The organism is Curtobacterium citri (genome assembly GCF_030362955.1).
Classification (GTDB): Bacteria; Actinomycetota; Actinomycetes; order Actinomycetales; family Microbacteriaceae; genus Curtobacterium; species Curtobacterium citri.
Genome location: NZ_JAUCML010000009.1, coordinates 126,783 through 150,998 on the forward strand (window position 1 = coordinate 126,783; position 24,216 = coordinate 150,998).

18 protein-coding genes are annotated in these 24,216 nt (G+C 67.2%); 3 read left to right on the forward strand and 15 right to left on the reverse strand.

What is annotated here, in order from left to right; all coding sequences use genetic code 11:
- Positions 1-17: 17 nt before the first annotated feature.
- Together QUG92_RS13690 and QUG92_RS13695 are read right to left on the reverse strand one after the other, a co-directional pair.
- Positions 18-5,438 carry an Ig-like domain-containing protein gene (locus tag QUG92_RS13690; protein ID WP_289459436.1) on the reverse strand — a complete coding sequence of 1,807 codons (5,421 nt, stop codon included), beginning with the start codon at positions 5,436-5,438 and terminating at the stop codon, positions 18-20.
- A gap of 286 nt (positions 5,439-5,724) precedes the next feature.
- A complete protein-coding gene (locus QUG92_RS13695) occupies positions 5,725-6,054 on the reverse strand; it encodes a hypothetical protein (RefSeq protein ID WP_289459437.1) in 330 nt (109 codons plus the stop codon).
- Here QUG92_RS13695 and QUG92_RS13700 point away from each other — a divergent pair.
- Positions 6,053-6,181 (forward strand): hypothetical protein, encoded by a 129-nt coding sequence (locus QUG92_RS13700; protein WP_259346089.1) that lies wholly within the window; start codon positions 6,053-6,055, stop codon positions 6,179-6,181. The genes QUG92_RS13695 and QUG92_RS13700 overlap by 2 nt on opposite strands.
- On the opposite strand, the gene QUG92_RS13705 is transcribed toward QUG92_RS13700, so the two are convergent.
- The gene (locus QUG92_RS13705; protein WP_069712411.1) at positions 6,162-6,488 is read right to left on the reverse strand and encodes a hypothetical protein; all 327 of its coding nucleotides are present in this window, start codon (positions 6,486-6,488) and stop codon (positions 6,162-6,164) included. The two genes, QUG92_RS13700 and QUG92_RS13705, sit on opposite strands and share 20 nt — an antisense overlap.
- Before the next feature lie 271 nt (positions 6,489-6,759).
- Between QUG92_RS13705 and QUG92_RS13710 the strand changes: the two genes are divergently transcribed.
- Positions 6,760-7,620: a VanZ family protein gene (locus QUG92_RS13710; protein ID WP_289459438.1), complete on the forward strand. Its 861-nt coding sequence runs from the start codon at positions 6,760-6,762 to the stop codon at positions 7,618-7,620.
- Between the two features lie 252 nt (positions 7,621-7,872).
- On the opposite strand, the gene QUG92_RS13715 is transcribed toward QUG92_RS13710, so the two are convergent.
- The 12 genes from QUG92_RS13715 to QUG92_RS13775 all read right to left on the reverse strand — a co-directional run bounded on the left by QUG92_RS13715 (position 7,873) and on the right by QUG92_RS13775 (position 23,325).
- On the reverse strand, positions 7,873-8,445 hold the full coding sequence (locus QUG92_RS13715) for a sortase (RefSeq protein WP_289459439.1): 573 nt from the start codon (positions 8,443-8,445) through the stop codon (positions 7,873-7,875).
- Positions 8,446-8,878: 433 nt separating this feature from the next.
- Positions 8,879-10,699 carry a DUF4012 domain-containing protein gene (locus QUG92_RS13720; protein ID WP_289459440.1) on the reverse strand — a complete coding sequence of 607 codons (1,821 nt, stop codon included), beginning with the start codon at positions 10,697-10,699 and terminating at the stop codon, positions 8,879-8,881.
- A gap of 980 nt (positions 10,700-11,679) precedes the next feature.
- A complete protein-coding gene (locus QUG92_RS13730) occupies positions 11,680-13,125 on the reverse strand; it encodes a lipopolysaccharide biosynthesis protein (RefSeq protein WP_289459442.1) in 1,446 nt (481 codons plus the stop codon).
- The gene (locus QUG92_RS13735; protein ID WP_289459443.1) at positions 13,122-14,237 is read right to left on the reverse strand and encodes a glycosyltransferase family 4 protein; all 1,116 of its coding nucleotides are present in this window, start codon (positions 14,235-14,237) and stop codon (positions 13,122-13,124) included. Before QUG92_RS13735 ends, QUG92_RS13730 begins: the two co-directional genes overlap by 4 nt.
- Positions 14,234-14,689, reverse strand: coding sequence for an acyltransferase (locus QUG92_RS17130; protein ID WP_353063192.1), 456 nt, complete (start codon positions 14,687-14,689; stop codon positions 14,234-14,236). The genes QUG92_RS13735 and QUG92_RS17130 overlap by 4 nt, the downstream gene beginning before the upstream one ends.
- Positions 14,690-14,921: 232 nt before the next feature.
- Positions 14,922-15,890: a glycosyltransferase family 4 protein gene (locus tag QUG92_RS13745; protein WP_289459446.1), complete on the reverse strand. Its 969-nt coding sequence runs from the start codon at positions 15,888-15,890 to the stop codon at positions 14,922-14,924.
- A 40-nt stretch (positions 15,891-15,930) separates the two neighbouring features.
- On the reverse strand, positions 15,931-17,247 hold the full coding sequence (locus QUG92_RS13750; RefSeq protein WP_289459447.1) for an O-antigen ligase family protein: 1,317 nt from the start codon (positions 17,245-17,247) through the stop codon (positions 15,931-15,933).
- 41 nt (positions 17,248-17,288) lie between these two features.
- Positions 17,289-18,320, reverse strand: coding sequence for a glycosyltransferase (locus QUG92_RS13755; protein WP_289459449.1), 1,032 nt, complete (start codon positions 18,318-18,320; stop codon positions 17,289-17,291).
- Positions 18,317-19,453 carry a DUF1972 domain-containing protein gene (locus QUG92_RS13760; RefSeq protein WP_289459450.1) on the reverse strand — a complete coding sequence of 379 codons (1,137 nt, stop codon included), beginning with the start codon at positions 19,451-19,453 and terminating at the stop codon, positions 18,317-18,319. The genes QUG92_RS13755 and QUG92_RS13760 overlap by 4 nt, the downstream gene beginning before the upstream one ends.
- On the reverse strand, positions 19,453-20,919 hold the full coding sequence (locus QUG92_RS13765; protein ID WP_289459451.1) for a sugar transferase: 1,467 nt from the start codon (positions 20,917-20,919) through the stop codon (positions 19,453-19,455). Before QUG92_RS13765 ends, QUG92_RS13760 begins: the two co-directional genes overlap by 1 nt.
- Positions 20,916-21,863, reverse strand: coding sequence for a beta propeller repeat protein (locus QUG92_RS13770; RefSeq protein ID WP_289459452.1), 948 nt, complete (start codon positions 21,861-21,863; stop codon positions 20,916-20,918). The genes QUG92_RS13765 and QUG92_RS13770 overlap by 4 nt, the downstream gene beginning before the upstream one ends.
- A 13-nt stretch (positions 21,864-21,876) precedes the next feature.
- On the reverse strand, positions 21,877-23,325 hold the full coding sequence (locus QUG92_RS13775; RefSeq protein WP_289459453.1) for a tyrosine-protein kinase domain-containing protein: 1,449 nt from the start codon (positions 23,323-23,325) through the stop codon (positions 21,877-21,879).
- 153 nt (positions 23,326-23,478) lie between these two features.
- Between QUG92_RS13775 and QUG92_RS13780 the strand changes: the two genes are divergently transcribed.
- Positions 23,479-24,198 carry a CPBP family intramembrane glutamic endopeptidase gene (locus tag QUG92_RS13780; RefSeq protein WP_289459454.1) on the forward strand — a complete coding sequence of 240 codons (720 nt, stop codon included), beginning with the start codon at positions 23,479-23,481 and terminating at the stop codon, positions 24,196-24,198.
- Positions 24,199-24,216 lie beyond the last annotated feature (18 nt).

Here is a 24,216-nt window from a genome sequence, read left to right on the forward strand (position 1 = left end):
CTGGGCCGCTCAGGACCTCAGTCCTGCGAGCGTCGACGCACCCCCGTCGCCGCGGCGACGTCGTCGCCGTTCCGGCGACGGACCACCAGGAACGCACCGGCGAGGACCATCGCCAGGGCCGAGAGCCCGAGCCCGACGAGCCCGGTGGTGCCGGTGAAGGCCAGCTTGGCGATGTGCGTGGCGGCGGCGAGCCCGGTCGGGTAGTACACCTCGAGCGTGGCGCGGACCACCTGCGCCGCGGTGTCGGCGACCGTGTAGTCGATCGACGTGCGGGCTGCCCAGCCGTGCTCCGGGGTGAAGACGACCTGCCCGCGCTCGACCTGCCAGGTGCCCATCCCCCGCACGACGACCCGGTCGGTCTGGGCGCCGCTGGTGGGGTCGACCAGGTGCAGCGTCGACGGCACGAAGTGCGCTCCGCCGCTGGCGTGGTCGTTGTCGGTCGGACGGATGGTGACCGCGTGGTCGACCTTGCCCGTGGCCGAGTCGTCGGTGGCGGTGGCCGCCGCGACGACGGTCATGGTGGCGGTCGCGGTCGTCGTCTGCCCGGAGGCGTCGGTCACCGTGTAGGTGAACCGGTCGGTCCCGGTGAAGCCCTCGGCGGGCGTGTAGACGTACGAGCCGTCGCGCTGCACCGTGACCGTGCCGTGGGCGGGCTTCCGGTCGAGTGCGGCGGTCAGGCCGGTGCCGCCGTCGTTGCCGAGCAGGCCGTGCCGGGCGTCGCGGGCGACCGCGGTGCCGGCGACGGTGCGGGCGCTGTCGGCCACCGCGTCGATGCCGACCGTGACGGTGACGACCGCCTCGGCGTGCTGGCCCTCGGCGTCGACGACGTCGTAGGTGACGGTGTCGACCCCGGAGAAGCCGGCGGCCGGGGTGTAGACGAACGTGCCGTCCGCGGCGATCCGCACCGTGCCGTGCTGGGCACGACCGACCGAGGCGACGCGGAGCGCCGAGCCGTGGTCGTTGCCGAGCACGCCCGGTCCCGCGACCGTGACCGACTTGCCGGCCGTCGTGCGGGCGGCGTCCGCGCCGGCGGTCGGCGTCACCGTGATGGTGACGATCCCGGTCGCGGTCGAGCCCTCGGCGTCGGTGGCGGTGTACGTGAACGTGTCGGTGCCGGAGAACCCGTCGGCCGGCGTGTACACGTACGAGCCGTCTGCCGCGAGCTCCACGGTGCCGTGCTGCGGCTTCCGGTCGAGCTCCGCCCGGAGACCCGCGCCCGAGTCGTCGGCCAGGACGCCGGACGAGGCGGGCACCCGGAGCGTGCCGTTCGTCGTCGTCGCACCGCGGTCGGCGGTCGCGACGGCACCGACCAGCACCGTGACCGTGGCGGTCGCGGTCTGCCCGGAGGCGTCGGTCACCGTGTAGGTGAAGGTGTCCCGGCCGGACCAGCCCGCGGTGGGCGTGTAGACCAGCGAGCCGTCGGCTGCCTGCGTGACCGTGCCGTGGCGCGGCGCCGTCGTGCCGGTGACGGTCAGGCCGGAGCCCGCGTCGTTGCCGGTGAGGGTGCCCGCGGCGATCGGCAGCGGGGTGCCCGAGGCGGTCTGCAGGACGTCGTCGGCCGCGGTCGGGGCCACGCGGACCGTGACGGTCGCCGTGGCGGTCGAGCCGGCACCGTCGGTCACCGTGTAGGTGAACGTGTCCGTGCCGGACCAACCCGCGGCCGGCGTGTAGGTCACGCCGGCGTCGGTGACGCGCACCGACCCGTTCGCGGCCGCGCCGACGCCGGTGACCCGGAGCGCGGCGCCCTTGTCGTTCGCGAGGACGGGGACGTCGACGGGGGTGTCCGTCGTGGTCGTCACGGCGTCGTCGACGGCCTTCGGTGCGACGGTGATCGTCACGGTCCCGGTCGTGGTGGTGCCGGAGCCGTCGGTGATCGTCACCTCGAAGCCGTCCTTGCCCGAGAAGTCGGGTGCGGGCGTGTACGTGTACGAGCCGTCCTTCTCGACCTCGACGGTGCCGTGCTGCGGCTGCGTGTTGTCGGTGACCGACAGGTCGGTCCCGGTCGCACCGGCGAGCGGGCCGCGGTCGGCGGGGACCACGAGGGTGCCGTCGGCGGTGGCGTCGGCGTCGGACGCGGCGACCACGGGGGTGATCGTCACGGTGACCGTGCCGGTCGCCGTGTTGCCGTTGGCGCCGGTGACCTGGTAGTCGAACGTCGCGCGGCCCGAGGTGCCGGGCGCCGGGGTGTACGTCACGGTGCCGTCAGCGTTCCGGACGACGGTGCCGGCGCTCGGGTTCGCGACCGCGGTGACCGTGAGCCCGGTGCCGTGGTCGTTCCCGGTGAGGTCCGCCGAGGTGACGGTGACGGGCTGACCGGCCGCGGTGCGGATCCGGTCGTCCTCCGTGCGGGGCGTGACCGTGATGGTCACGAGGCCGGTGGTCTTCGCGCCCGATGCGTCCGTCGCCGTGTAGGTGAAGCGGTCCGAGCCGGACCAGTCAGCGGTCGGCGTGTACGAGTACGAGCCGTCGGCGGCCAGGTCGACCGTGCCGTGCAGCGGCGGCTCGTCGAGCTCCGCGGTCAGGCCGGTGCCGGAGTCGTTCGCGAGCACGCCCCGCTCGACCGGCACGGTCAGCGTCGTCGAGGCCGGGACGGTCGCGCGGTCGTCGGCTGCCCGCGGTCCGACCACGACGACCACCCAGGTGGAGTCGGTGCGGCCCGCCGCGTCGCGGACGTCGTACCAGAAGGTGCCGCTGCCCGAGAAGCCGTCGGCGGGGGTGAATACGGCGTTGCCGTCCGCGTCGAGCGCGACCGAGCCGTCCGTCGCCCGGCTGACGCCGGTCACGGCGAGCCCGGTGCCGGAGTCGTTGGCCGTCAGGTCCGCCGCCGCGACGGTCACCGGCGTGCCGGCCGACGTCGAGGTGGTGTCCGGACGGGCGCGCGGCGAGACCGCGACCGTGACGGTCGCCGGCTTCGACGTGCGTCCGGCGCCGTCGGTCACCGTGTAGGTGAAGGTGTCCGTGCCGGACCAGTCGCGGGCCGGGGTGTACGCCAGCGTGCCGTCGTCGTTCCGCACCACGGTGCCGTGGGCCGGAGCGGTCGCCACCGCGGCGGTCAGGCCCGAGCCGGTGTCGTTGCGCAGGACGTCGACCGCGACGGGGGCGTTCGCGCCGGTGGCGGCGCGGTCGTCGGCCGCCGTGGGCACGACCACCACGGTGACGGTGCCGCTGACGACCGTCCCGGTGCCGTCGGTCGCCTGGTAGGTGAAGGTGTCGGTGCCGGAGAACCCGGTGGCGGGCACGTAGGTGTACGTGCCGTCGGGGTTCAGCGTCAGCGTGCCGTGGTCGGGCTGGCTGTTCGACCGGACCGTCAGGTCGGTGCCGCGGTCGTTGCCGAGGACGCCGTCCGAGCGGGTCGTCGCCGTGGCGGTGCCGCCGGCGGGCAGGGTGATCGTGTCGTCGACCGCCGCGGGCCGCACGAGGACGGTCACGGTGACGGTGTCGCTCTTCCCGTTCGCGTCGGTGACGGTGTAGTCGAACGAGTCCCCGCCCGAGTACCCGTCGGCCGGCGTGTACGTGTAGGAGCCGTCCTTCCCGACGGTGACGGTGCCGTGCGACGGCTGGGTCGACCCCGTGACGGCGAGGCCGCTGCCCTGGTCGTTGCCGAGCAGGCCCGGTGCGGCGCCGGTGGCGGGGCCGCCGGCGTCGACCGTGATCGAGTCCGCGCCCGCTGCGGGCAGGACCGTCACGGTGACCGTGGCGGTCGTGGTCGTCCCGTTGCCGTCCCGCGCCGTGTAGGTGAAGGAGTCGGGGCCGGAGTAGCCGGTCACCGGCGTGTACGAGTACGAGCCGTCCTTGCCGAGCACGAGGGTGCCGTGCGACGGGTCGGTGTGGTCGGTGATGGTCAGGTCGCTGCCGCCGTCGTTGGCCAGGAGGCCCGTGGCTGCGTCCGCCGTGGCGGTCTGGCCCGCGCGGGCGGTCACCGTGTCGTCCGCCGCGGACGGCTTCACGGTCACGGTGACGGTGCTCGTCGAGGTCTGCCCCGAGGAGTCCTTCGCCGTGTAGGTGAACGAGTCGGTCCCGGAGAACCCGGCGGCCGGGGTGTACGTGTACGAACCGTCGGCCGCGACGCTCGCGGTGCCGTGCGCGGGCTGCGTGTTCGAGACGACGCTGACGCCGGTGCCGCTGTCGTTCGCGAGCACGCCGTCCGAGGCGCCCTTCGTGACGGCGGTCCCCGTGGTGGTCGTGGCGGTGTCCGGGGCGGTCGCGACGTGCGTGGCCCGCACGCTGTTCGCGAAGGTCACGACGACGTCGGTGCCGTCCGCGCTCGTGGCGCTCGGGAAGTCGAAGCTCGCCGTGTTGCCATCGCCCTGGGCGATGACCGCGCCGGAGTTGACGTTCTCGGCGCGCCAGGTGGTCGCGTAGTTCGCCAGGTCGGTCGTGCCGGCGGCGGTCTGGGTGACGGTGTACTTCGTCTTCGGGGTCGTCAGGATCGCACCGGCCCGCTGGGGCTGGACCCCGTCGGCCGAGCCGTCGGTGATCGTGCTGTTGCCCTCGGTGGCCTCCCCGACCGCGCCGGTCTTCGGGTCGACGGCGGCGGCCTTCAGGGCGAACTGGTCGCCCGACGCCCAGCGGTGGTCGACGCTCGACTGCGCCGCGAGCGTGTTGGCGTAGTTGCACGAGGCGAGGTCGCTCGGCGTGTAGCCGCCCGCGATCGGGATCGTCGTCCCGACCTGGTTGCCGGTCGCGGGGTCGACCTTGTAGACCGACGAGCCCACCGACGCGAAGAGGTAGCCGTCGGCGGAGAAGGCGATGCCGGGGCTGCCGGCGGCGTTGGCGTCGATCGGCAGCGTCGACACCAGGGTGGTCTTGAGCGCGGCCGTGCCTGCGGTCGCCGGGACCGTTTCGACGCGGCGGATCTGGTTGCCCGTCACGACGAAGAGCAACCCGCGGGTGCTGAACGCCATGTCACCGTTCTTGCCGGCCAGCAGGCCGTCGATGGTGCCGACCTGACCGATCTTCGTACCGGTCTTCGTGTCGTACGCGCCGAGGTACGCGGGGGTCGCACCGCTGGCGTAGTAGTAGATGCCGGTCGCCGGGTTGATCGCACCGCGGAGCAGCTGGCGGTTGCCGCCCGGGTCGGCGTTCGTGACGTCGGCCGTGCGCGCCCCGTTGACGGCGTCGTACCCGGTGATGGTGTTGCCGCCGTTGACCGCGGCGTAGGCGGCGACACCGTTGCGGGCGACCGCGAGGGCGTTGTTCGCCGGGTCCATCGTCGCGATGTTCGTGACCGCACCGGTCGTCGCGTCGATCGCCGCGAGCTGGTTCTGCGTCGTGTTGATCGCGTAGAGCGTGTTCTGGTCGCAGGACAGCGCGGACGCGGCGACGGCCGGGTCCGCCACGACGGCCTGCGTCACGCCGACGGCGCCGAGCAGGGCGACGCCGAGCATGGCGACGGAACGGATGCCGGGACGGCGGCGCGCGCGAGAGCGCGCGGGCACGGCGGTGCCCTGGTGCACAGGCAGCATGAGTCACTTTCGGGTCGAGACGATGCCGACGCCGCTTGCATGACGGTCCGTGCAGAAGGACGGTCGCTGACGTCCCCTCGATCCTGACAGGAACGGGCGTTCTCATGGGGTCACTTCCGGTCCCCAGTAGGGGGGACCACTCGTTCTGGGGGTGGGCCCGTACCGGTCCGAGGGGGGCCACGCACGAAACGGGAGGCCCGGATCACGTCCGCCGTGTGGCGGAGGTGATCCGGGCCTCCCGTCTGTGGATGTCGCGGTGTCAGTCGAGCGTGCGCCGCACCGACGGCAGCAACTGGTGCAGCCGCTCGGCGAGGCGGTCCTGTGCCTCGTCCAGCGAGCGGAAGTCACCGACGTACGAGCCGTAGGTGTCGGACACGAAGAAGTGCGTGCCCTGCTGGTCGATCACGCCGCCGTAGTAGCCGCCGTAGTTGGCGGCCCAGAGCCCCGTGTCGGCCTCGGACCAGACGACGTGCGCCCGGGCCGGTGCGTCGGGGGACACGACGCCGGCAGCGATGCCGGTGATGACCTCGATGGTCGCCGTGTCCACGGTCACCTCGGCCTTGTGGCTGCTGGTGACGATGCTGCTCATGGTGTTGCTCCTCGTGCTGCTCTGGTACTCGGCGGTGCTGGTGGTGCCTGCGGTGCTGGTGGTGCGGGCAGTGCTGGTGGCCGTGCGGCCGGGATGGTCGTCGGGCACTACGCGACCGGACGGATGACGGACGGCAGCATCACGTGGAGCTGGTCCGAGAGCTTGGCCTGGGCCTCCTCGAGGGTGGCGAAGTCGCCGACCACGAGGCCGAAGGTGTCGGAGGCGACGTAGCGGCCGTCGCGCTTGTCGACGCTGCCGCCGAAGTAGCCGCCGTAGTTGGCGATCCACTCGCCGTCGTCCTCCTGCGTCCACGTGGTCTTGGCACGTGCTGCGCGGCCGGACTGCTCGGCTTCTGCCTCGAGGATCGCGATGACGTCGACCGTCTCGGTGTCGAGGGTGACCTCGCGGGTGTCGGTGGTGACCGTGGTGCTCATGTCGCTCTCCTTCGCGATCCGGGGTACAGCTGTTGACGAGACGAATCTACGAGAGCGTCCCCCGACCGCGCCACCGATGCCCGTCGATTCACGGTTTCCGTGCATACGGATCGGGGTACACCCCCGTAAACCCGGGGGTACGCGACCTCAGAACGGGGTACAGGGGTACGAACGGGGTACTCGTTTCGTGGATGAACTGGTTCGTCGCGTCCTGCACGCACTCCGGCACCCTCCCCCGGCCGGGAGGCGCGCCCCGCTAGCGTCCATTCCCGTGACCACCGCGACCAGGACCGCGATCGTGCGGATCGTGCTGTCCGTCGCGGTCGTGCTCGTGGTCGCGGTGCTCCTGGTGCCCGGCCTCGCGGACCGGCTGCGGTCCGGCGTGGTGGCCGGGGTGGGCGCGCTGCGCGCGCTCGGGCACGGCACGCTCGCGTTGGGTGACGGGTTCGTGCTGGCGATGGGGGTGACGGTGGGGACCGCCCTGCTGCCGGTGCTGCTGGCGGGGGCGTCCCGTGCCTCCCGTCCGGATGCGATCCGACGTCGTGCCGTCACGAGCGGTGTCGTCGTGCTCCTGCTCGCGGTGGGCGCGGCCCTGCCCGCGACGTACCCGAGCGACCGGTTCCGCTCGGTGGCGCTCGCGGGGCTCGTCGGGGTGGGCATCGGCGCGCTCGCGGATGCGGCCTGGCACGCCCGTGCACGAGCGGCTCATGCTTCGGGACGAACTCGGCGGGTGGCGTGGACGCTGGCGGCCGCCTACGGCCTGGTGGTGGTCCTGGTGGCGACGGCCGGGTCGCCCGTCGACGGCGGCGCGTACCCGACGCTGGTGCGGGCCATCGCGGCCGGGCAGCGCCTCGGAGCGCCGGGGTGGCTCGGGTACGACGCGGTCGAGTTCACCGCGAACGTGCTCTTCTTCGTGCCGTTCGGGTTCTTCGTGCTGCTGCTCTTCGGGGCGCGGGCGTGGTGGGTCGGCATGCTCGGCGGCTTCGTGGCGAGCTGCGCGATCGAGACGGTGCAGGCGCTGTTCCTGCCGGCGCGGTTCGCATCCGTGGACGACGTGCTGGCGAACACCTCGGGGGCGGTGCTCGGCGTGCTGGTGGGGGTCGTGGTGCTCGGGCGGGTGCGTCGGTCCTGAGCGGACTCGCTCCTCGTTCGCCCGGCTCCCTCAGGCGTGTGGCCGTACGGTCAGCGCATGGCCCGACCCGAACGCCGCCGGTACCGTCCGCCCTCGATGTTCCCGTGGTGGTTGTGGATCGCCGCGCCGCTCGCCGTCGTCGCCGTCGTCGCGATCGCGTTGATCGTGACCTGACGTCCCCCTTCCCCCTCGTACGACGAGAACGACCCCCGGCACCGAGGTGCCGAGGGTCGTTCTGCAGGAGTGCTGTGCTCAGGCGGCGTCGCGCTGACGACGGACCGACTTGCGGACGACCAGCAGGCCGCCACCGAGGACGAGCGCGCCACCGGCAGCCCAGAGGCCGAGGGTGGAGATGGTGCCACCGGTGAAGGCGAGCTCACCGGGGGTGCCGGTGCCACCGGTCGAGCCGACCGTGGTGCCGGTGCCGCCGGCGGCAGCCGGGGCGATGGTGAAGTACCCGGGGACGGTGACGCCTGAGGTGGCGCCGGTCGCGGTCAGGTTGTAGGTGCCCGAGCCGCCGACCGGGAAGGTCACGCGGACGGCGAGCGAACCGGTCGCGGTCGAGGTGTAGTCCTTCGACACCGTGGTGATCGGCAGCGCGCCGAGCGTGACGGCACCGGCACCGGTGACCTGGACGCGAACGGTCTCGTTCGGAGCGAAGACGTTGTCCGAGAAGGACGCGACCGCGGTGCCACCGGGGGCGAGGGTGCCCGAGACGGAACCGGCCGACTCCGGTGCGTAACCGGTGGTGGCTGCGTTGGCGGCGGTCGGGACCGCGACGAAGGCTGCGCCCGCGATGAGGGCAGCGGCGATGAGCTTCTTCATGAAGTGTTTCCCCTAGATCTGATCCTGCAGACCCTGACACCCAGAGCCCGTGGTACTCCCCTGGCCACGGGCCGCTTTGGTGCAAACGGACGCGATGGCGAAGTTCTCTCAACCTAGCGGGAATCCTCAGGATGTTGCCACCTGTGTCGAATGTTTCGCGAGAATTAACACGCGAGCGCGGCTGCCTGGTCGACTCCCTCCAGCTCGCCCACCGCGACCACAGGGCGTCCCCGGCAAATAAACCCCTGATCAGCCGCCAGCACGAACCGAACGGGACGCAGCTCCCGCCCGGGCTGGACGACAACCGCACGAACTGGTCCGGTCCACAGGTTCGCGGGACGCCCCCCACTCTGGGGCCATCGTGGTTGCGCTCAGCGGAGGATCACCGTCCAGCCTTGCGCCTGCGCAGCGCCCGATCGACTACCGTTCGCGCTCAACCGGCCGCTGTCGGATCCGCACAGTCGAAGCGCAGCGGCAGCGTCTTGCTCTGCTGCACGCCCGGCGTGGACAGCACGTCAACGGCCGCCTTCGCGTACTTCGTCTCGCCGAGGTACGCGACTCGGAAGGTCGTGCTCTCGCCGGGCGCCAGCAGCGTCTGCAGTTGTACGACCGGGTGCCCGTCGTCCATGACGGTCTGCACCGGGACCTGCTCGCCGTCCTGCGAGGACCCGAGGTAGATGGCGTTCGTCGGGGCGTACACCGCGATGAGCGTCTTGATCTTGCCGGGATCGGTGCCGAAAGCCCCGCCCCCGGTGACGTACCGCGGCAGGCTCGTCGCCGCGTCGGCGGGTGCCGTGTTCGTGATCGTGATCTCGACCGCCGACGTCGGGCGGCCGTCGGACCGACAAACGGAGGAGCCGACCGACACCGTCTTCTGCAGGTAGTAGTCCATCTTCGACGCGGTGCCGTCGTTCAGGTACACGCCGAGCTGACGGGTCTGTTCGGTGACCTGCGGGAGCTCGCCAGCGAGCCGCGTACCCGCGATCTGCTGCTGCTCGCTCGCGCTCGCGCTCCACAACCGCAGGCGCCCTTCCTGCGTCCCCTGAGTCAGCGCGCCGATGAACTCCTTCGCATCGAACGAGCCGCTCGAGACCTTGTCGAACACCGCACTCGCCGCCGAGGCGAAGAACAGGTCCTGCACCGCCGGGTCCGGGTACTTGGCGTAGACGTCGCTGAGGAGCAGCTGCACCGCATTGCCGGACGTCAACGTGTCCCCGGTCGGCAGCTGCACCGGGCCCGTGGCACGGAGGATGTAGCTCAGCGTCACCGGGTCGATCGCGAGGACACCGTCGACCTGCTGCCCGAACTTCTGCTTCCACATCTCGCGCGCGAGCTCCGCTGACACGTCGAACCGGGGCGTCAGCGTGACGTCCTGCATGTATCGGCCGGTGATCTCGCCGTACAGCGTCCTGGTACCCGGCTCGAGCGGCAGGACCGACTTCGGGTAGGGGCCGAAGGACGAGCCGGCAGCCTGGTCGCCGAGCGAGATCGAACCGTCTTGCACCTTCAGCAACGCCACTGCGCCGGGGATGCCGCCGCCGGCCCGCAACTCGGCGTTGTTCTGGAAGAGCAGCACGTAGTTCCGCTCACCGTCACTGCCGAGCATCGCCGGTGCCAGCTGGACAACGCGGTTCGCGGTGTCCACCTGATCCGACGCGGAGCGCACTGCGTTCCGCAACTGGTTCACCGCCGTGGTGACGGGCGAGAGCGTGTCACTCGTCTCGATCGCGTCCGCATCGCGGCCAGCCTTCGTCAGCGTCGCGGCGGCCCGCGCGACGGCAGGCTGCGCCTTCACCAGCGGGCTGAGGTCGACCTTGCCGTCCTTCGGCGCGAAGGAGTCCGTACCGAGTCCACCGAACACACTCGCCACCGGACTGACGGCGCCCGTCGCGATGTCGTCGACCACGACGGAGACCTCACGCACCGCCCGCAGGTTCGTCCCGAAGAACGGGACGTACTGCGCAGCGCCCCACACCGGGTCCCCCGTGAGCGACCGAGCCGAGGACGCTTCGTTCTCAAGCTGCTTCGCAGTTTGCTGCGCCGCCGTCGTGTCCCCATCACCGAGCTGGGACCGAAGGGTGCCGACGTCGGTGACGGCACGTTCGAGGTGCCCCTTTGCGAGCGCGGCGCGAGCACCGACCCAGACGACGGCGAGGATCAGCAGGAGGACGACGGCCAGGACGATCCACAGGTCGACGCGGGCCCTGGACCCCCGGGGTGCTGCGGCTCGTCCCGACTCGGGCTGGTCGGACATGAGGGTAATCCTACGGTCCCTCATGTACGACCGAGGTCACTTCCGGATCGAGCGTGCGCGTGATACCACCTTCGCTATGGCCTCGGCGACCTGCAGTTACCCGAAGCGGGCCGAGCTGCCGGCCCACGAGCACTCGCTACTGACCGGGTACCTGAAGCATGTTTATGACGCGATCGCGATCATCGGGGTCCTGCAGGTGCAGGCGGTCCGCCGTCAGCCAGGGCTGCCGTGGAGCTCTGCGCGGCCGTCCAACGTGACCGACCCGTGCCACAACGTCTGCCCGAAGGGGTCGCACGTCCTGCCGGCGCTCATAGTCGGAACGACGAGGTGGTGCAGCAGGGCGTCGATCGGGTCCAGAACTGAGGCACGGAGTCACCGCGACGCGAGTTCCTGCACGTGGACGACATGGCGGAGGCGGTCTTCCACCTCATCAAGGACCCTGATGGCCCGGCCACAGGGATGTTGGTACGGGTAGAGCGCGGCGCGGACTGCGATTTTAGGTCCAGTTCCGAGGAGGTCCGCCCAATAAGATCGGAGAAGCCCTTGACTTCGAACTTCCGCTGTACGGCCGAGCCGACCAGGCCTCGGTGCCCGCAGGTGATGCCCCCTTCGTCACTACCCAGCGGCGCAGTCGACTCCCTGCTCGCGCAGCTTGACGGACTCGACCCAGGGCCGCGCTGGTACTCGAGTCGCTCGACATGCGGGTCCACCTCGCTCACCCATCCCGAGTACGGACGGTCAACCTTGAGGCCGAACGCCTTCGGAGCCCTACCGATCCCGAGGTCCGTGAGGTCGACCTGAGCCAAGACGGCTTGAAGGGCGTTTCGGAATTGATAGCCCGCCGAAGTCACGGTCGAGACAGCGTTTCGCCGGCACCCATGATATTTGTGCCCCTCGCCAGCTTCCCGATCAATTTCAAATTGATGCGGCACGCCCGCCAAGGTCACGCTGCCCCGACCACATTTCACTGGCACCTGCCATCACTTTCGGAGCCGAGCAACCGTCTGCGCGATTGCACGGAGGTCATCACGCACGTGTCGTGAGCAGAGCCACGCCAACAAGAGCGCGAAGGCAGCGCCCATCACGTTGAGCCAAAGGGCCACCACCGGTCCTGTCGGCGGGAACATCGCCTGCAGCACGAGCGAACAAGCCGCGAACGTTCCGAATATCAGACCCGGCCGGAGAGCTGCGACGACTAGAGGGAACGGCCGCACAGCGGTACGTGGAAGCGCGCAGAACGTGTTCAACACCCACAGAAGTACCTGTCCCGCGGCGACCGCTGTTGCGATGCCGACGACGCCCAACGGCAAACTGGCTAGCATCATCAGCATCATCGCGATCCGCCCAATCAGACTCCACTTCAGTTGCAGGCGCGTCTGACCGAGCGCGAGGAACACCCAGTAGTAGACGTATCCGAACACTTGAAAGACTCCGCCGAGCGCAAGAATCTGCAGGATCTGCGCCGCGCCGGCCCACTGCTTTCCAAGCGCAACGCTCACGAAGGGCTCAGCCGCCGCAATCAGCATAAACAGAACGGCCCCCAATCCGTAAGCCAACACGAGTTGAGCTCTCCGCGAGTACTCCTCGAAACGAGCTGGTTCCGATTGCAGGCGAGACATTACTGGTATCGCCACAGGGGTCAGCGGTGTAGCAATTTGCTGCAGGGGAAGTCGGAAAAGTTGACTGGCACGGGAATATAGCCCGAGGGTTCCGCTGCCAAACACCTTCCCGATCAAGATATTATCTAGGTTGCTGCTGACGTAGGTCAACAGCTGAACTCCCAACGTGTCAACGCCGTACCTCAGCAAAGGCTTCATGCCAGGCGCACTGCGCGGCAGGTTCGGCTTCCATCTCGCGCCGATGACAATCAGGGCGAGAGTGACTACGGCCGCGACAATTTGGTTCCAGACCAGGGCCCAGTAGCCAAGACCGTTTGCAGCGAGCACAACCGCTACGAGGAAGGCGACTGCCTGGGCAGATGCATCCGACACCGCAAGCCATTTGAACGAGAAGCGGGACGCCATCTCCGCGCGGAACTGAGGGATCAGTGCGTACAGGACGAACACGACAGCTAGACTTTCAGCGACCTGGCGGAGCTCTGGCTTCCCGTAGAACGCTGCAACGAGCGGAGCCGAAACCGCGATGATGGCCCCCAGAACACACCCGAGCGCGGCGTTGATCCACAGAAGATTGCTTCGCTGTTGCTGAGATAGGTTCTGGGACTGCATCGCGGCCATCGACAGGCCCATGTCCCCAAACACCGTCGCTACGCCGACGATCGCAAGAACCATCGTGACTACGCCGTATTCTGAAGGACTGAGCAATCGAGCCAGAACAATCACTGATGCGACTTGAGTGATCGCCTTGACAGCCTGAGCGCCGTATGTCGCCGCCGCACCCCTGACCGCGGAAGTCGCGAGGGTCATTTGATCCTACCGCTCTTGAAGACCTCGCTATAGGCTTTCCCGACCGTGCGCCGCCCAAACGTTTCCTGTAATATGTTTTGGCGGTCTGCAACGGACGCCAGCGGCTCCCCGCACCGCGCAATCTCGACCAGCAGCGCCTCGAGGGCTTCGACACTCCGATCGATCGCCGAGCCGAATCCTAATGAAGAGACAATTTCGGCTGGCCCGCCTTCCCCAACAGCAATAGGGTCAGCACCGCTCAAAGCCGCTTCAATCATTGTACGCCCGAAGGCCTCATGCTCCGAAGCGTTGATAACGGCCCGACAACCTTCCATGAGGCCGAGGACTTCAGTCCCCTGCGCACCGCGGAGATGAAATATCTCGGGATGCTCCGCGACGGCGCGCTCGACTGCGCTTCGTGTTGACGGATCCCCTCCAGATCCCACGAACAACACCGTGACGGGCTGCTTCTTTGCGGCCCTTAAAGCCGCTTCGATGACCAAAGAATGCCCCTTATGGGGCTGCAGCTGCCCGAACACTCCCGCGGTGAAGGAACGCTTAGTTCGATCGGCCGACCCTGCACAGGCCCCCTCTGCCGCAACGTCTATCATCCGCGGCACGACATAGCCTTTCTCCAAATCCACGCCCGTTTGCTTGAGCATCCACCGTGACGGTGCCACCACCGCGTCGAATTTGGACAACAGTGCGCCGTTCACCAACTTACCCAATCGTCCCGTGAAGGTCTCGTGAAGATCAACCCAGGCCTGGACGCGGCTCAACCGAGCACCAATGAGCACATCGGCATTTCGCCATAAAGAGAACGACAGGACTCCATCGAAGCGTCGCGCAACGCGCGCCAACGCCACCGCAGACCTCACCGTCGCGAAGCCCTCAGCAACGAGGTCTAAAAAGCCAGCGTGCTGAAGCCCCCCGCGCCGGAGTGCGGGATGAATGGGCAAATTGATCGGCAACGTCGCGATCCCACGTTCTGCGAGGAAAGCGTGCACGGGGGACTTCCCTGGAGCAAGCACGGTGTAGTGGATTCCCTCATCCGGTCCTGCTTCTGCGAGATCCGCAAGACTGCGTTCCGCGCCCCAGACTTCTGGAGAATCTGTGACGACGAGGATCCTCATCGGGAACCCCGTTCGGCGATGACGCGTGCAGGCACTCCTGCCACTACCGACAGGGGTGGCACGTCCCGGGTGACGACAGCTCCTGCCGCAACGACGGACCCCTCGCCAATGGTGACTCCAGCAAGGACAACGGCGCCTGCACCGATCCAAGTGTCCCTTCCAACATGAACCGGTGCACGGACAGTCCCCTGATCTCGTATCAGTCTGTCAGTCCGGTCGGTCGAGTGGTTCTCGCTAAAGATCATGACCCTCGGACCCAAAAGGCAGGACGGACCTATCACGATCCCGCCCTGGCCCCAGAGGATATTGTCCATCCCAATAGCGGTGTCATCCCCGATGCGAATGCCCACACCCGGTTCTCGAATCACTCCCGTCGACAGAACGCGAGCATTCTCGCCTATCGTCACCCGATCTCCGAATCGAACACCTTGTACGCCAGAGGCGTCGATCATGACGCCACGATTTAGAACCACGTCCGTCCCGACGACTAATTGGTCAGGGGCGAACACACGTACTCCAGCACCTCGGAAGAGCGGTCCTCGCGACCGCTTCACTCGTCGAGTAAGCAAGCCGCGTACCGCATCGACCGCTTTCGCTCCAGCGAGCCGGCTGAGATACGAAAGGTTTACCTCCTCTGGCAGCGAATGTCCGCGGCGAGCGTTGTACTGAGCCCGAAGAATACTTTCAAATTTTCTCACAAATTACTCCCCGCACGCGCTTGACCACTGAATCCCATCCGAGGGCGCGTCCTGGCACCTCCCGGGATGAATCGGCCAACACAGAGATGGACGCTGCGATGCTGCCAATGTCCCGGGGATCGAAGTACGTTGCCGCAGAGCCAACTACCTCGTGCATCACCGGAATGTCACTTACAGCAACGGGACAACCGAAAGACAACGCTTCGACCGGGGGTAAGCCGAACCCCTCGTCGAGAGAGCCGAAGATAAGCCCCCTGGCATTCTCATACAACCAGCGGAGTTCACCGTCTGACACCGGGCCGAGGAACCGCACGGCGTCGCTATCGGCCATGAAATCGTTGGCTTTGAGTCCATCCGCTGGCCCAACCACGAACAGAGACGGCGCCGCCGTATGCTCATTCCGCATCCGCAGGAAACCCGCAATCACTCTTCGCAAGTTCTTCCTCTCGTTGAGCCTGCCTACACAGATTAGGAAGTTCCCTGGCGTTATCCCCCGAGGCGCTACCGCTTCGGCCTTCGACAGGGCCGGCGCGGATGCGAGTCCCACGGATTCTACGAATCGCACTCCTCGTACTCGATCCAGCATGCGTCGTTTCTCCGTCGCCGAAGAGGTGAAGACCCCTGCCGCACGCTGCATACCGAATGGTATTAGGGAGAAGTACAAGCGCTCCTTCCAGGAGAACCATTCCGGGTTGGACAGAAACAGCACATCATGTACGAAGGTGAAGGAGGGGACCTTCGCGCGAGCCCAGAAGTTTTGCGAGAAGACCACCTCTGCTCCGACGTTGCGAGCAAGTTCTTTGAGCCCGAACAAGTTGTTGAGCGGATGCAGAGGCCAGCGCGCCTCGTGAACCGTCACCTTCGGCAGATCTATAGCCGAACGGTCTTTGACCACTACATGCAACTCATCGTTCGGGAAATACTCGGACCACGCCTCGAGGAGGCCGGATATCACCGCTTTGCCCGAGGGCGGGCCAGAAGGGAGCCAGAATCCATCAAACAGCAACCGCAATGCCGTGTCTCCTCTCGCCGTCGTCGGACCTTTCAATCGGCAACCTGCCGACGGACAACATGAGAGCTAGGCAGACCCAGGGGAACGCGAACCACATCGGGTTAGTTGCGAACGCCGTCACCACCAGCGTGAAGTAAAGAGGCACTGCCTTCACCGAACGGGACCGCAGCACAATAGCGAGTGCGATGAGCAGGAACCCGACAGCCCCAATTAGGCCAGAATCGTGCAGCAGTGCAATCCAGAAATTGCCTAGGTAAGCTTCCCCCGAGGAGCTGTCTTGAGCGGCATGCCGCTGCGAGAACGAATTTGTCCCTAAACCTAGCAAGAAGTGCGGCGAATGGACATAGTCAGATAAAGCAACCTCCCAGATCCGCGCGCGATAGGCTCCTGTGCCTGAATCGAAGTCGAGGAGACCGCCCACCCGATCGGAGAACGTTGCTCCGAGAATTTGCCCGGCCTTCGTAAACACGGTGCCTATAATCCCGAGCGAAAACACACTCGCGATCACTATCCCAGCGGTTTTCAAGACCGCCCGGTGCCCGGTGAACGCCCAGACGGCCAGGAGCACCACCATGCCAACCCACGCCGCTCGGGTGAATGACAAGAAAGCCGTAGCACCCATGACGGCCATCGAACTCGCGAGTACGAACCGATGGACGTGTTCTCGCAGGAAGAACAAGGCGCACATAGTCAACGCGAGCAGGCTGCCGAGGAGATTGGGCTCGATCATCAGTCCTTTCGTCCGATAGACCGTTTCTCCGTAGTTGAGCACAACGAGGACATTCGTTCGTCCTGAAGCCTGTGCGACGGCCCACGCGGACAAGATCACGACGCCGTACACCGTGATCAAAGTTGCTGCACCAACGAGGTACCGGACAGCAATACCGGGCTTCAGGCGCTGCAGGAGCGCGAAGGCCAGGACGCTGCAGGATACGAGCGCAATGATCCGTAGGCTCTTGACGGGCTGCGGAGCAGTGAGTAGGGAAGCAGCGAGATTCGCGCCAAGCCAGAGGACAACCCCGGTCCAGAGGAGAAGGTAATGTCTCTTGTCACTGCGCGCATAGTCATCCCGCACCGTTCCACGCACCGCGAGAAGGAGTAGGGGCAGACAAATCATCTCTGGCTGGAAGTAGACTCCACCGATCTGTAACCCAAGGCCGCTCATACAGAAGCTCGCGACATAGCCAAGCCAGGCAACGACCGCAAAGCGGACACAAAAGACTAAAAACACACAAACGAAAAACACAATCGTGGCGGTGCCTACGGGGAGGGCCAGAAGCAGCAACGCGAGTATCGCCACACACGCGGCTGATGAAACCAGTAGCAAGCGAGTTGACGCGTTCATGCAGCATCACGGATGAGCTCGTGGTAAAGCCTCAGGTGCAGAGCAGCGATCGCTTCCCAGTCTCGCCCCTGAAGATCGGGCGAGGCGGCGCGGGGACTTCGCAAGGTTACGAGAAACTCCTCTAGATCGTTACCGCTCACCGCACCCTCGAACGTGCTTACCCAGTCCGCGCCGACCTCCTCCTGAAGTTCAAGGATGGCTGGGACCGCCGGTGCGAGGATCGGTCTGTCCCGGGAAAGTGCGAGCAGCGCGACGCCAGAATTCGTCATGGCTGAGTAAGGGAGAACCACTCCCGCTGCATGGGCGATCTCCTCGTCTAGGTCGCAGTCGTCGAAGTAACGGAAGGAGAGTGACACCCGTTCATCTGCTGAAGCCAGATTTTTGAGTCGGTCCGCCAAGACGCGGTCCGAGGCTTGGCCGATCACCCGCAGCCGGGCCACAGCATGAACATCTCGGAACGCGGCTAAGAGCCGATCGATGCCCTTATACGGCCGGATTGACCCAAAGAAGAGAAGGGCACCCTCCTGCGGTGCCACCATCCCCGGATCACCACCCGGGTAGGTTCCGTGTGGGATCACAACGTCTCGGCCCTTCCGCGAGATGAACGCGTCCGACACCGCACTGGTTCGATTGAGATGGATGCGCGCGCTAGTCGCCGAAGTCATGGCATCAAGCGCTCGCGCCGCTCGGTGGGGCACCTCTTCGTGTGGCAATTCGTTGTGCACCGTCCACACCACAACTGAGCTGCTCAATCTCAGTCTTATCATGAGAAGACGTAGTAGGGAGATTTTCAGATTGGCGCGAAGCCTGCTCGTCGAGAAGATGAGCGCCTCGGGCCAGTGTAGGTGAAGCACGTCGTAGCGAGCGAACAATGCGCTTCGCCAGGTGAACGGTCTGACACTTGCGCCAGAGGAGATGCTCTCGACAAGCAGGCGGTTGTATGGATTCGGCATCGCGTCCCCGGGGCCGGGGCTCATCAGGACCCGGGGGGCGGCGTCATCCTCGATCGTTCCGCTCAGGGCCTTCACCTTTGCCTACTGCTTTCCAGCAAATCGAGGGCGGCCCTTGAATAGGACGCGGCGACGCCTGCCCATGAGTAGTCGACCCGCGCTCGGGCTTGCGCTCGAACTGCTTCGGCCTCTTGCTTCTCCCTATCCCGAAGGATCTCCGCTATTCCCACTCGGATGGACGCCGCTTCGGGCTTAACGAATCCAAATAGTGTCTCACCAAGTACTTCGCGGTTGTAAACGGTGTCGCGAGCAACGGTCGGGGCGCCTAGAAGCATTGCCTGCACTAGCGCGGGGTTAGTACCGCCGACGCTGTGCCCGTGGAAGTATGCTCCGCAATGCTGCCAGAGTGCGTGGAGACGGTCATCATCTGCCACGTGACCGAGCCAGGTCACTCGGGGCGACCTCGCCGCCAGAGCTGCCACTTTACTGTCCAGCTCGGATCCGTACCCCGACGATCCCACGACAACAACGTCGTGGTCAGCAGCGAGGGATTCAGCTGCTTCTAAGAACGGCGAGATCGTATTCTCTTCGACAAACCGCGCGACGAGCAGGATGTACCGTCGATGCTCGAGGCCGTCCGGCAAGGGCAACGCGGGGCGCTCCATTGCGCCGTACGGAATGAACATCGAGTCCCTGGCGAAGTTTGTCTTCCAGAACGACGCAATGTGCTTCGAATCGGCAATCAGTCGCGTTGCCCACTTAGCGGACATCCTAGCGCCCGCTCTAAACACAGCTTTCGCACTTCGCCCCCATTTGTCACGCGTCCACTCGAGACCATCTACGTTTAGCAGTGTTGGTATCCCACGGAACCGAAGAAGCGGCAACCAAAACCCGTTCGCAACATTCATCACAATCGCGACATCAGGCTTGGCAAAGAATGCATGAACCGCTGCACTCAGACCGTAGGTGAGCGTGCTGAGCGCTTTACTGTCAATCCCCCAGGTCTCCACGACTCGTATCCGTGGGTCTCCGACTCCGCGGGTGAGGTCCGACCCGCCTCTGCGGCCGTACACCGTGACGGTCCACCCGTCTTCAGCCAAAGCAGGCGCCAGAAACCGCACCGCTGTTTCGAAACCGCCGTAGTAATTAGGGTAACCGCGTGTTCCGATTATTGCGACAGAGTGCGCTTGCTTGCGTGCGCTAGCTTGCATCAGTAGGCCCCTTCTGGGTTGACGACCGCACGGCAGGTTTTCCACATGATTAGGAGATCGCCGACTGTCGACCAGTTCTCCACGTAGTAAAGGTCCAGGCGCACCGAGTCCTCCCACGAAAGGTCCGATCTGCCGCTGACCTGCCACAATCCCGTCATCCCCGGCTTCACCAGGAATCGCCGGTGCACATGCGCGTCGTAACGCTCGACTTCGCGGGCGAGGGGTGGGCGGGGTCCGACGAGCGACATCTTCCCGTGCAAGACGTTGAACAATTGCGGCACCTCGTCCAGGCTGTACCGCCGCATGAACGCCCCGATCCGAGTGATCCGTGGATCGTTCTTCATCTTGAAGAGCACCGCGTTACCCTCAGCACGATCGAGGATGCTGAGCTCCTGGAGCCGCTGCTCGGCATCGACGACCATCGAGCGGAACTTGATCATGTGGAACGTCGACCCGTTCAGCCCTACGCGCTCCTGCATGAAGAACACCGGCCCGGCCGACGTCAGCTTGACCAGCAGGGCGAGCACGAGCAGGACCGGGGACAGGACGATGATGAGCGCCGCTGAGCCGACCAGGTCGAACGCCCGCTTCGTGTAGAGCTTCCGCCCCGAGTACGTCGGCGTCTCCACGTGGATGAGCGGCAGGCCCTGCACCGGTCGGGTGTGGATGCGCGGGCCACCGATGTCGGTCAAGCTCGGCGCGACGACCAGGTGCTGCCGTCCGGGCTCGAGCGACCAGCTGAGCTGACGGACGCGCTCCGGGGGCAGGTCGTCGGAACTGGTGATCACGACGGTGTCCGCACCGGTGGCGACGAGCGCTGCGGCGACGTCGTCGAGACCGCCGTGGCTCTCGACGGTCGACCCCGGCAGGAGTCCGCGACTGCCGTCCGCCACGGCGGCGCCGACCACGCGGTAGCCGGCCTCGGGCGACCGGGCGAGCTCGCGCGCGATGTGCAGCACGCTCGGGGTCGAGCCGACCAGGAGCACCTTGGCGGAGTAGCCGCCGTGCTTCCGCTCGGCGACGAGCCACTGCCGCCAGATCCAGCGCGAGAGCAGCAGCACGAGGATGCCCAGGGGGAACGCAATGAGGACGTAGCCGCGGGCAAGGTCGACGCGGAGCAGGTATGCGGCGATGGCGATCAAACCGAAGACGCGGACGCTCGAGTCGGCAACCAGGCGGTACTCGGTGCTGCCGACGCCGATGACGCGCGAACCACGGGTGTCGTACACAGCCAGGCCGATCATCCAGACGGCGATGACGACGACCGAGATCGCGAAGTAGCTGAGCCGGAGGTCCGCGGTGTTCGTCTGCAGCTTCGAGCTCAGCCCGAGCCACGCGATCTGCACTCCGAAGACGACCCAGACCAAGACGAGCAGATCGGTGACGAGGACGCGCCGTGAGTACGTGCGGCTCCACTCCTGTGTGCTGCTGGTCGCCACCGGCTTGCGGACCGCCTCGGCCGTCACGACCGGGACCCGCTCCACGTCGCCCCGCCGTCCGACGACACGTCGACCCGGTCCCCGGCCCACATCCACACGTCCTGACCCGAGCGGTCGAGCGCGATCGGCACGTCCGTCGGCACGTCGTTGCAGCCGATCGGGGTCGTCTCCGTCGAGGCCGTCACGCCGGACGCCGGCATGGTCTCGATCTGCACGCCGTCGCACGTCGCCGTGCCGATGCGGGCGAGCGTGTACTCGCCGCCGTCCACCGCGATCGCACGGACCTCGTCGACGGGCACGTCCACCCACGCGCCCGTGCCGGAACGCCAGTCCACCTTGTCCGTGCAGGCCACGAGCGTCGTGGTGGTGCCACGGAACGCGTCCGACGGGTCCTCGCACGGCGACGGCACGAGGGCGTCGCCGAGCACGAGGCCCTGCTCGGTGATGCCGGCTCCGGCAGCGCCGGGCTCCCCCGGCGTCCACGTGGCACCGTCGTCGGTGCTGGTGCGGACCTCGGTCGCGCACTCGTCACCGACCCCGACGAGCACGGACACGCCGTCGGAGGTCGCGCGCAGCGCGTCGATGGTGCGGACGTCACCACCCAGGTCGACGGACTGCCAGTCCCCGCCAGCGTCGGTGGTGCGCTCCAGCACCACCTGCGAGACGTCACACGACGTACTGGAGGCGCGCCATGCCTCCCGTCCGTCGACTGCGGACAGCAGGTGGCTGGCGGAGCCCGCACCGGCGGTCGCCGATGCGGACGGGCGCGGTGTCGGCGTGCCGGACTGCGTCGTTCCGAAGGTGGGCGCCGGACGCGGCTCGCCCTCGGCCTGCGGTGCCGTGTGCGCGAGCGCCAACGCGACCAGCACGACGTCGATCACGACGAGCACGACGACGACCGCGGCGAGACCGACCAGTGTCGACCGCGACAAGGAGGTGCCGAGACCCCGTGCCCCCCGGCGCTGACTCATCCCCCGACCGCCGTCACCGGTTCGCGCGACGCAGGACGCCGAGCTTGCCCTGGGACTTACCCGACGGCTGGGACGGACGCTGCGTCGGCTGCTCCTCGTCGAGGCCGTACCCGTAGCCGTACCCGTAGCGGCCGTAGCCGTAGGCGCCCGGGCCCTTGAGCGGCATCATCGTGATGACGAAGCCCGCGATGGGGGCACCGACGTTCTCGAGCGAACTGACCGCGGCGGCGAGCTGGCCCTTGTGTGTCTTGCCCGAAGCGACCGCGAGGATGGCGCCGGACGCCTTCTTCGACAGGATCGCCGCGTCGGTGACGGGCAGCAGGGGCGGTGCGTCGAACAGCACGTAGTCGAACTGCTCCTCGAGCGTGCCGATCAGGTCCTGCATCGCCTTCGAGCCGAGGAGCTCGGACGGGTTCGGCGGGATCTGCCCGGCGGGCAGGACCACGAGGTTGCCGCGGCCCCACGGGTGCGCCACGTCCTCCAGGCCGGCACGGCCGATGAGCACGTCGGTCAGACCGGCGGAGCCGTCGACGTCCATGTACTCGCTCACGCGCGGGCGACGGAGGTCGGCGTCGATGAGGATCACCTTGAAGCCGGCGCTGTCGAGCGCGATCGCGAGGTTCGCGACCGTGGTGCTCTTGCCCTCGGACTGCATCGACGACGTCATCACGAAGGTGCGGGAGCCGGTGCCGATGTCGAGGAACTGCAGGTTCGTGCGGAGCGTGCGGAAGGACTCGGCACGCGGGCTCCGCGGTTCGACCTGCACGATGAGCGGTCGCTCCGACGCCTTGCTGTCGTAGGCGATGCCGCCGACCACGGGCTTGTCGCTGATCTTCTCGACGTCCGTCTCGGTGCGCACGCGGTTGTCGAGCGTCTCGCGGAGGACCGCGATGCCGACGCCGAGCGCTAGGCCGACCAGGAGCCCGAGGGCGATGTTGACGGGGACGTTCGGGCTGACCGGCGTCTGCGGCACGTCGGCCTGCTTGACGCGGGTGAGCTTGACCGTGCTCGTGCCGTTCGCGTCCGTCGCCTCGATGTTCTGCACGACGTTCGTCAGGCTCTGCGAGGTCGCGTTCGCGATCTCGGTGGCCTGCACGGCGTTCGTGCCGTTCACGGTGATCGTGATGAGGGTCGTGCTCGTCGGCGCGGTCGCGGACACCATCGTCGCGAGCTGGTCGGCGTTCATGTCGAGCTTCAGCGACGAGATCACGGGCAGGAGCACGATCGGCGTCTGCACGAGGTTCGAGTACGTCAGGACCCGCTGCTGCGTGAACGTGTTGCCCTGCGCCAGGTCGCTCGCGCTCCCGGACGTCTCGGTGGACACGAACACCTGTGCCGAGGCGGAGTACACGGGCTTCTTCAGCAGGGAGAACCCTGCGGCAGCCGCGACGCCCACCAGGGCGAGCACCACGATGAGCACCCACCCCTTCCGGAGCACAGTGATGTAGTCGCGCAGTTCCACGCGGCCCGCCTTCCCCGATCCTCGCCGTTCCTGTGGTCCCGACACAGGTCTGCGGAGGTTGTCCCAGCAGACGGCATTCAAATAGTGCCACACGGATGAGTCACGCTCGGGAGTTGTTCCCGATCCGTGACGGCCGTCCTCTACGCTCGCCCCATGACGACCCAGCCGGAAGCGGCCCCCGCCGAGCCGTCCACCGCTCGCCAACGCGACCTCGTCGCCCTGCTCGCCGCCCTGGCGCTGGCGGTCGTGCTCGCCCGGATCGTGAGCACGCTGACGCTCCGCGGTGCGGTCCCGGGCCCGGTGCTGCAGGTGCTCGTGGGCGACGTCGCGGTGTGGGTACCGCTCGTGTTCGGCATCGTGTGGGTCGTCCGGCGGACGGGGCGCGACCTGTTCGGCCGGTTCGGCGTCGAACTCGGCGACCTGGTGTTCGCGCTCGGGATCGTCATCCTGACCCGGGTGTTCGACGCGGTGCTCGCGCTGGCGTTCACCGGCACGACCGGGCTCGTCCCCCCGCCGTCACTCGGCACCCCGGACGTCGGCCTGCTGCTCGTGTCGGCGATCGGCATCGTGCTGGTCAGCCCCGTGCTCGAGGAGACGTTCTTCCGCGGGTTGTTCCAGCGCCTGCTCGCCACCGAGCTGACGCCGCGCACACGGTGGCTCGCGGTGCTCCTGACGGCGTTCCTGTTCGCACTGGCGCACCTGTTCCTCGGGTCGGCGACGACGACGCTCGGCGGGTTCCAGGTGTTCCTGACGACGTTCGTGCTCGGCGTGCTGACCGGCACCCTGGTCGCGATGACGAACCGGGTCGGCGGGGCGATCGTCGCGCACGTGCTGTTCAACCTGGTGGCGGTCGTCGCGACCTGGCCGCGCTGAGTCCGACGGGCCGGACGT

Coding starts and splice junctions, on each gene's coding strand:
- QUG92_RS13700 (WP_259346089.1), top strand. CDS start 6,053: ATGGTGTTGCTCCTCGTGCTGCTCTGGTACTCGGCGGTGCTGGTGGTG.
- QUG92_RS13695 (WP_289459437.1), bottom strand. CDS start 6,054: ATGAGCAGCATCGTCACCAGCAGCCACAAGGCCGAGGTGACCGTGGAC.
- QUG92_RS13705 (WP_069712411.1), bottom strand. CDS start 6,488: ATGAGCACCACGGTCACCACCGACACCCGCGAGGTCACCCTCGACACC.
- QUG92_RS13715 (WP_289459439.1), bottom strand. CDS start 8,445: ATGAAGAAGCTCATCGCCGCTGCCCTCATCGCGGGCGCAGCCTTCGTC.
- QUG92_RS13720 (WP_289459440.1), bottom strand. CDS start 10,699: ATGTCCGACCAGCCCGAGTCGGGACGAGCCGCAGCACCCCGGGGGTCC.
- QUG92_RS13730 (WP_289459442.1), bottom strand. CDS start 13,125: ATGACCCTCGCGACTTCCGCGGTCAGGGGTGCGGCGGCGACATACGGC.
- QUG92_RS13735 (WP_289459443.1), bottom strand. CDS start 14,237: ATGAGGATCCTCGTCGTCACAGATTCTCCAGAAGTCTGGGGCGCGGAA.
- QUG92_RS17130 (WP_353063192.1), bottom strand. CDS start 14,689: ATGATCGACGCCTCTGGCGTACAAGGTGTTCGATTCGGAGATCGGGTG.
- QUG92_RS13760 (WP_289459450.1), bottom strand. CDS start 19,453: ATGCAAGCTAGCGCACGCAAGCAAGCGCACTCTGTCGCAATAATCGGA.
- QUG92_RS13770 (WP_289459452.1), bottom strand. CDS start 21,863: ATGAGTCAGCGCCGGGGGGCACGGGGTCTCGGCACCTCCTTGTCGCGG.
- QUG92_RS13780 (WP_289459454.1), top strand. CDS start 23,479: ATGACGACCCAGCCGGAAGCGGCCCCCGCCGAGCCGTCCACCGCTCGC.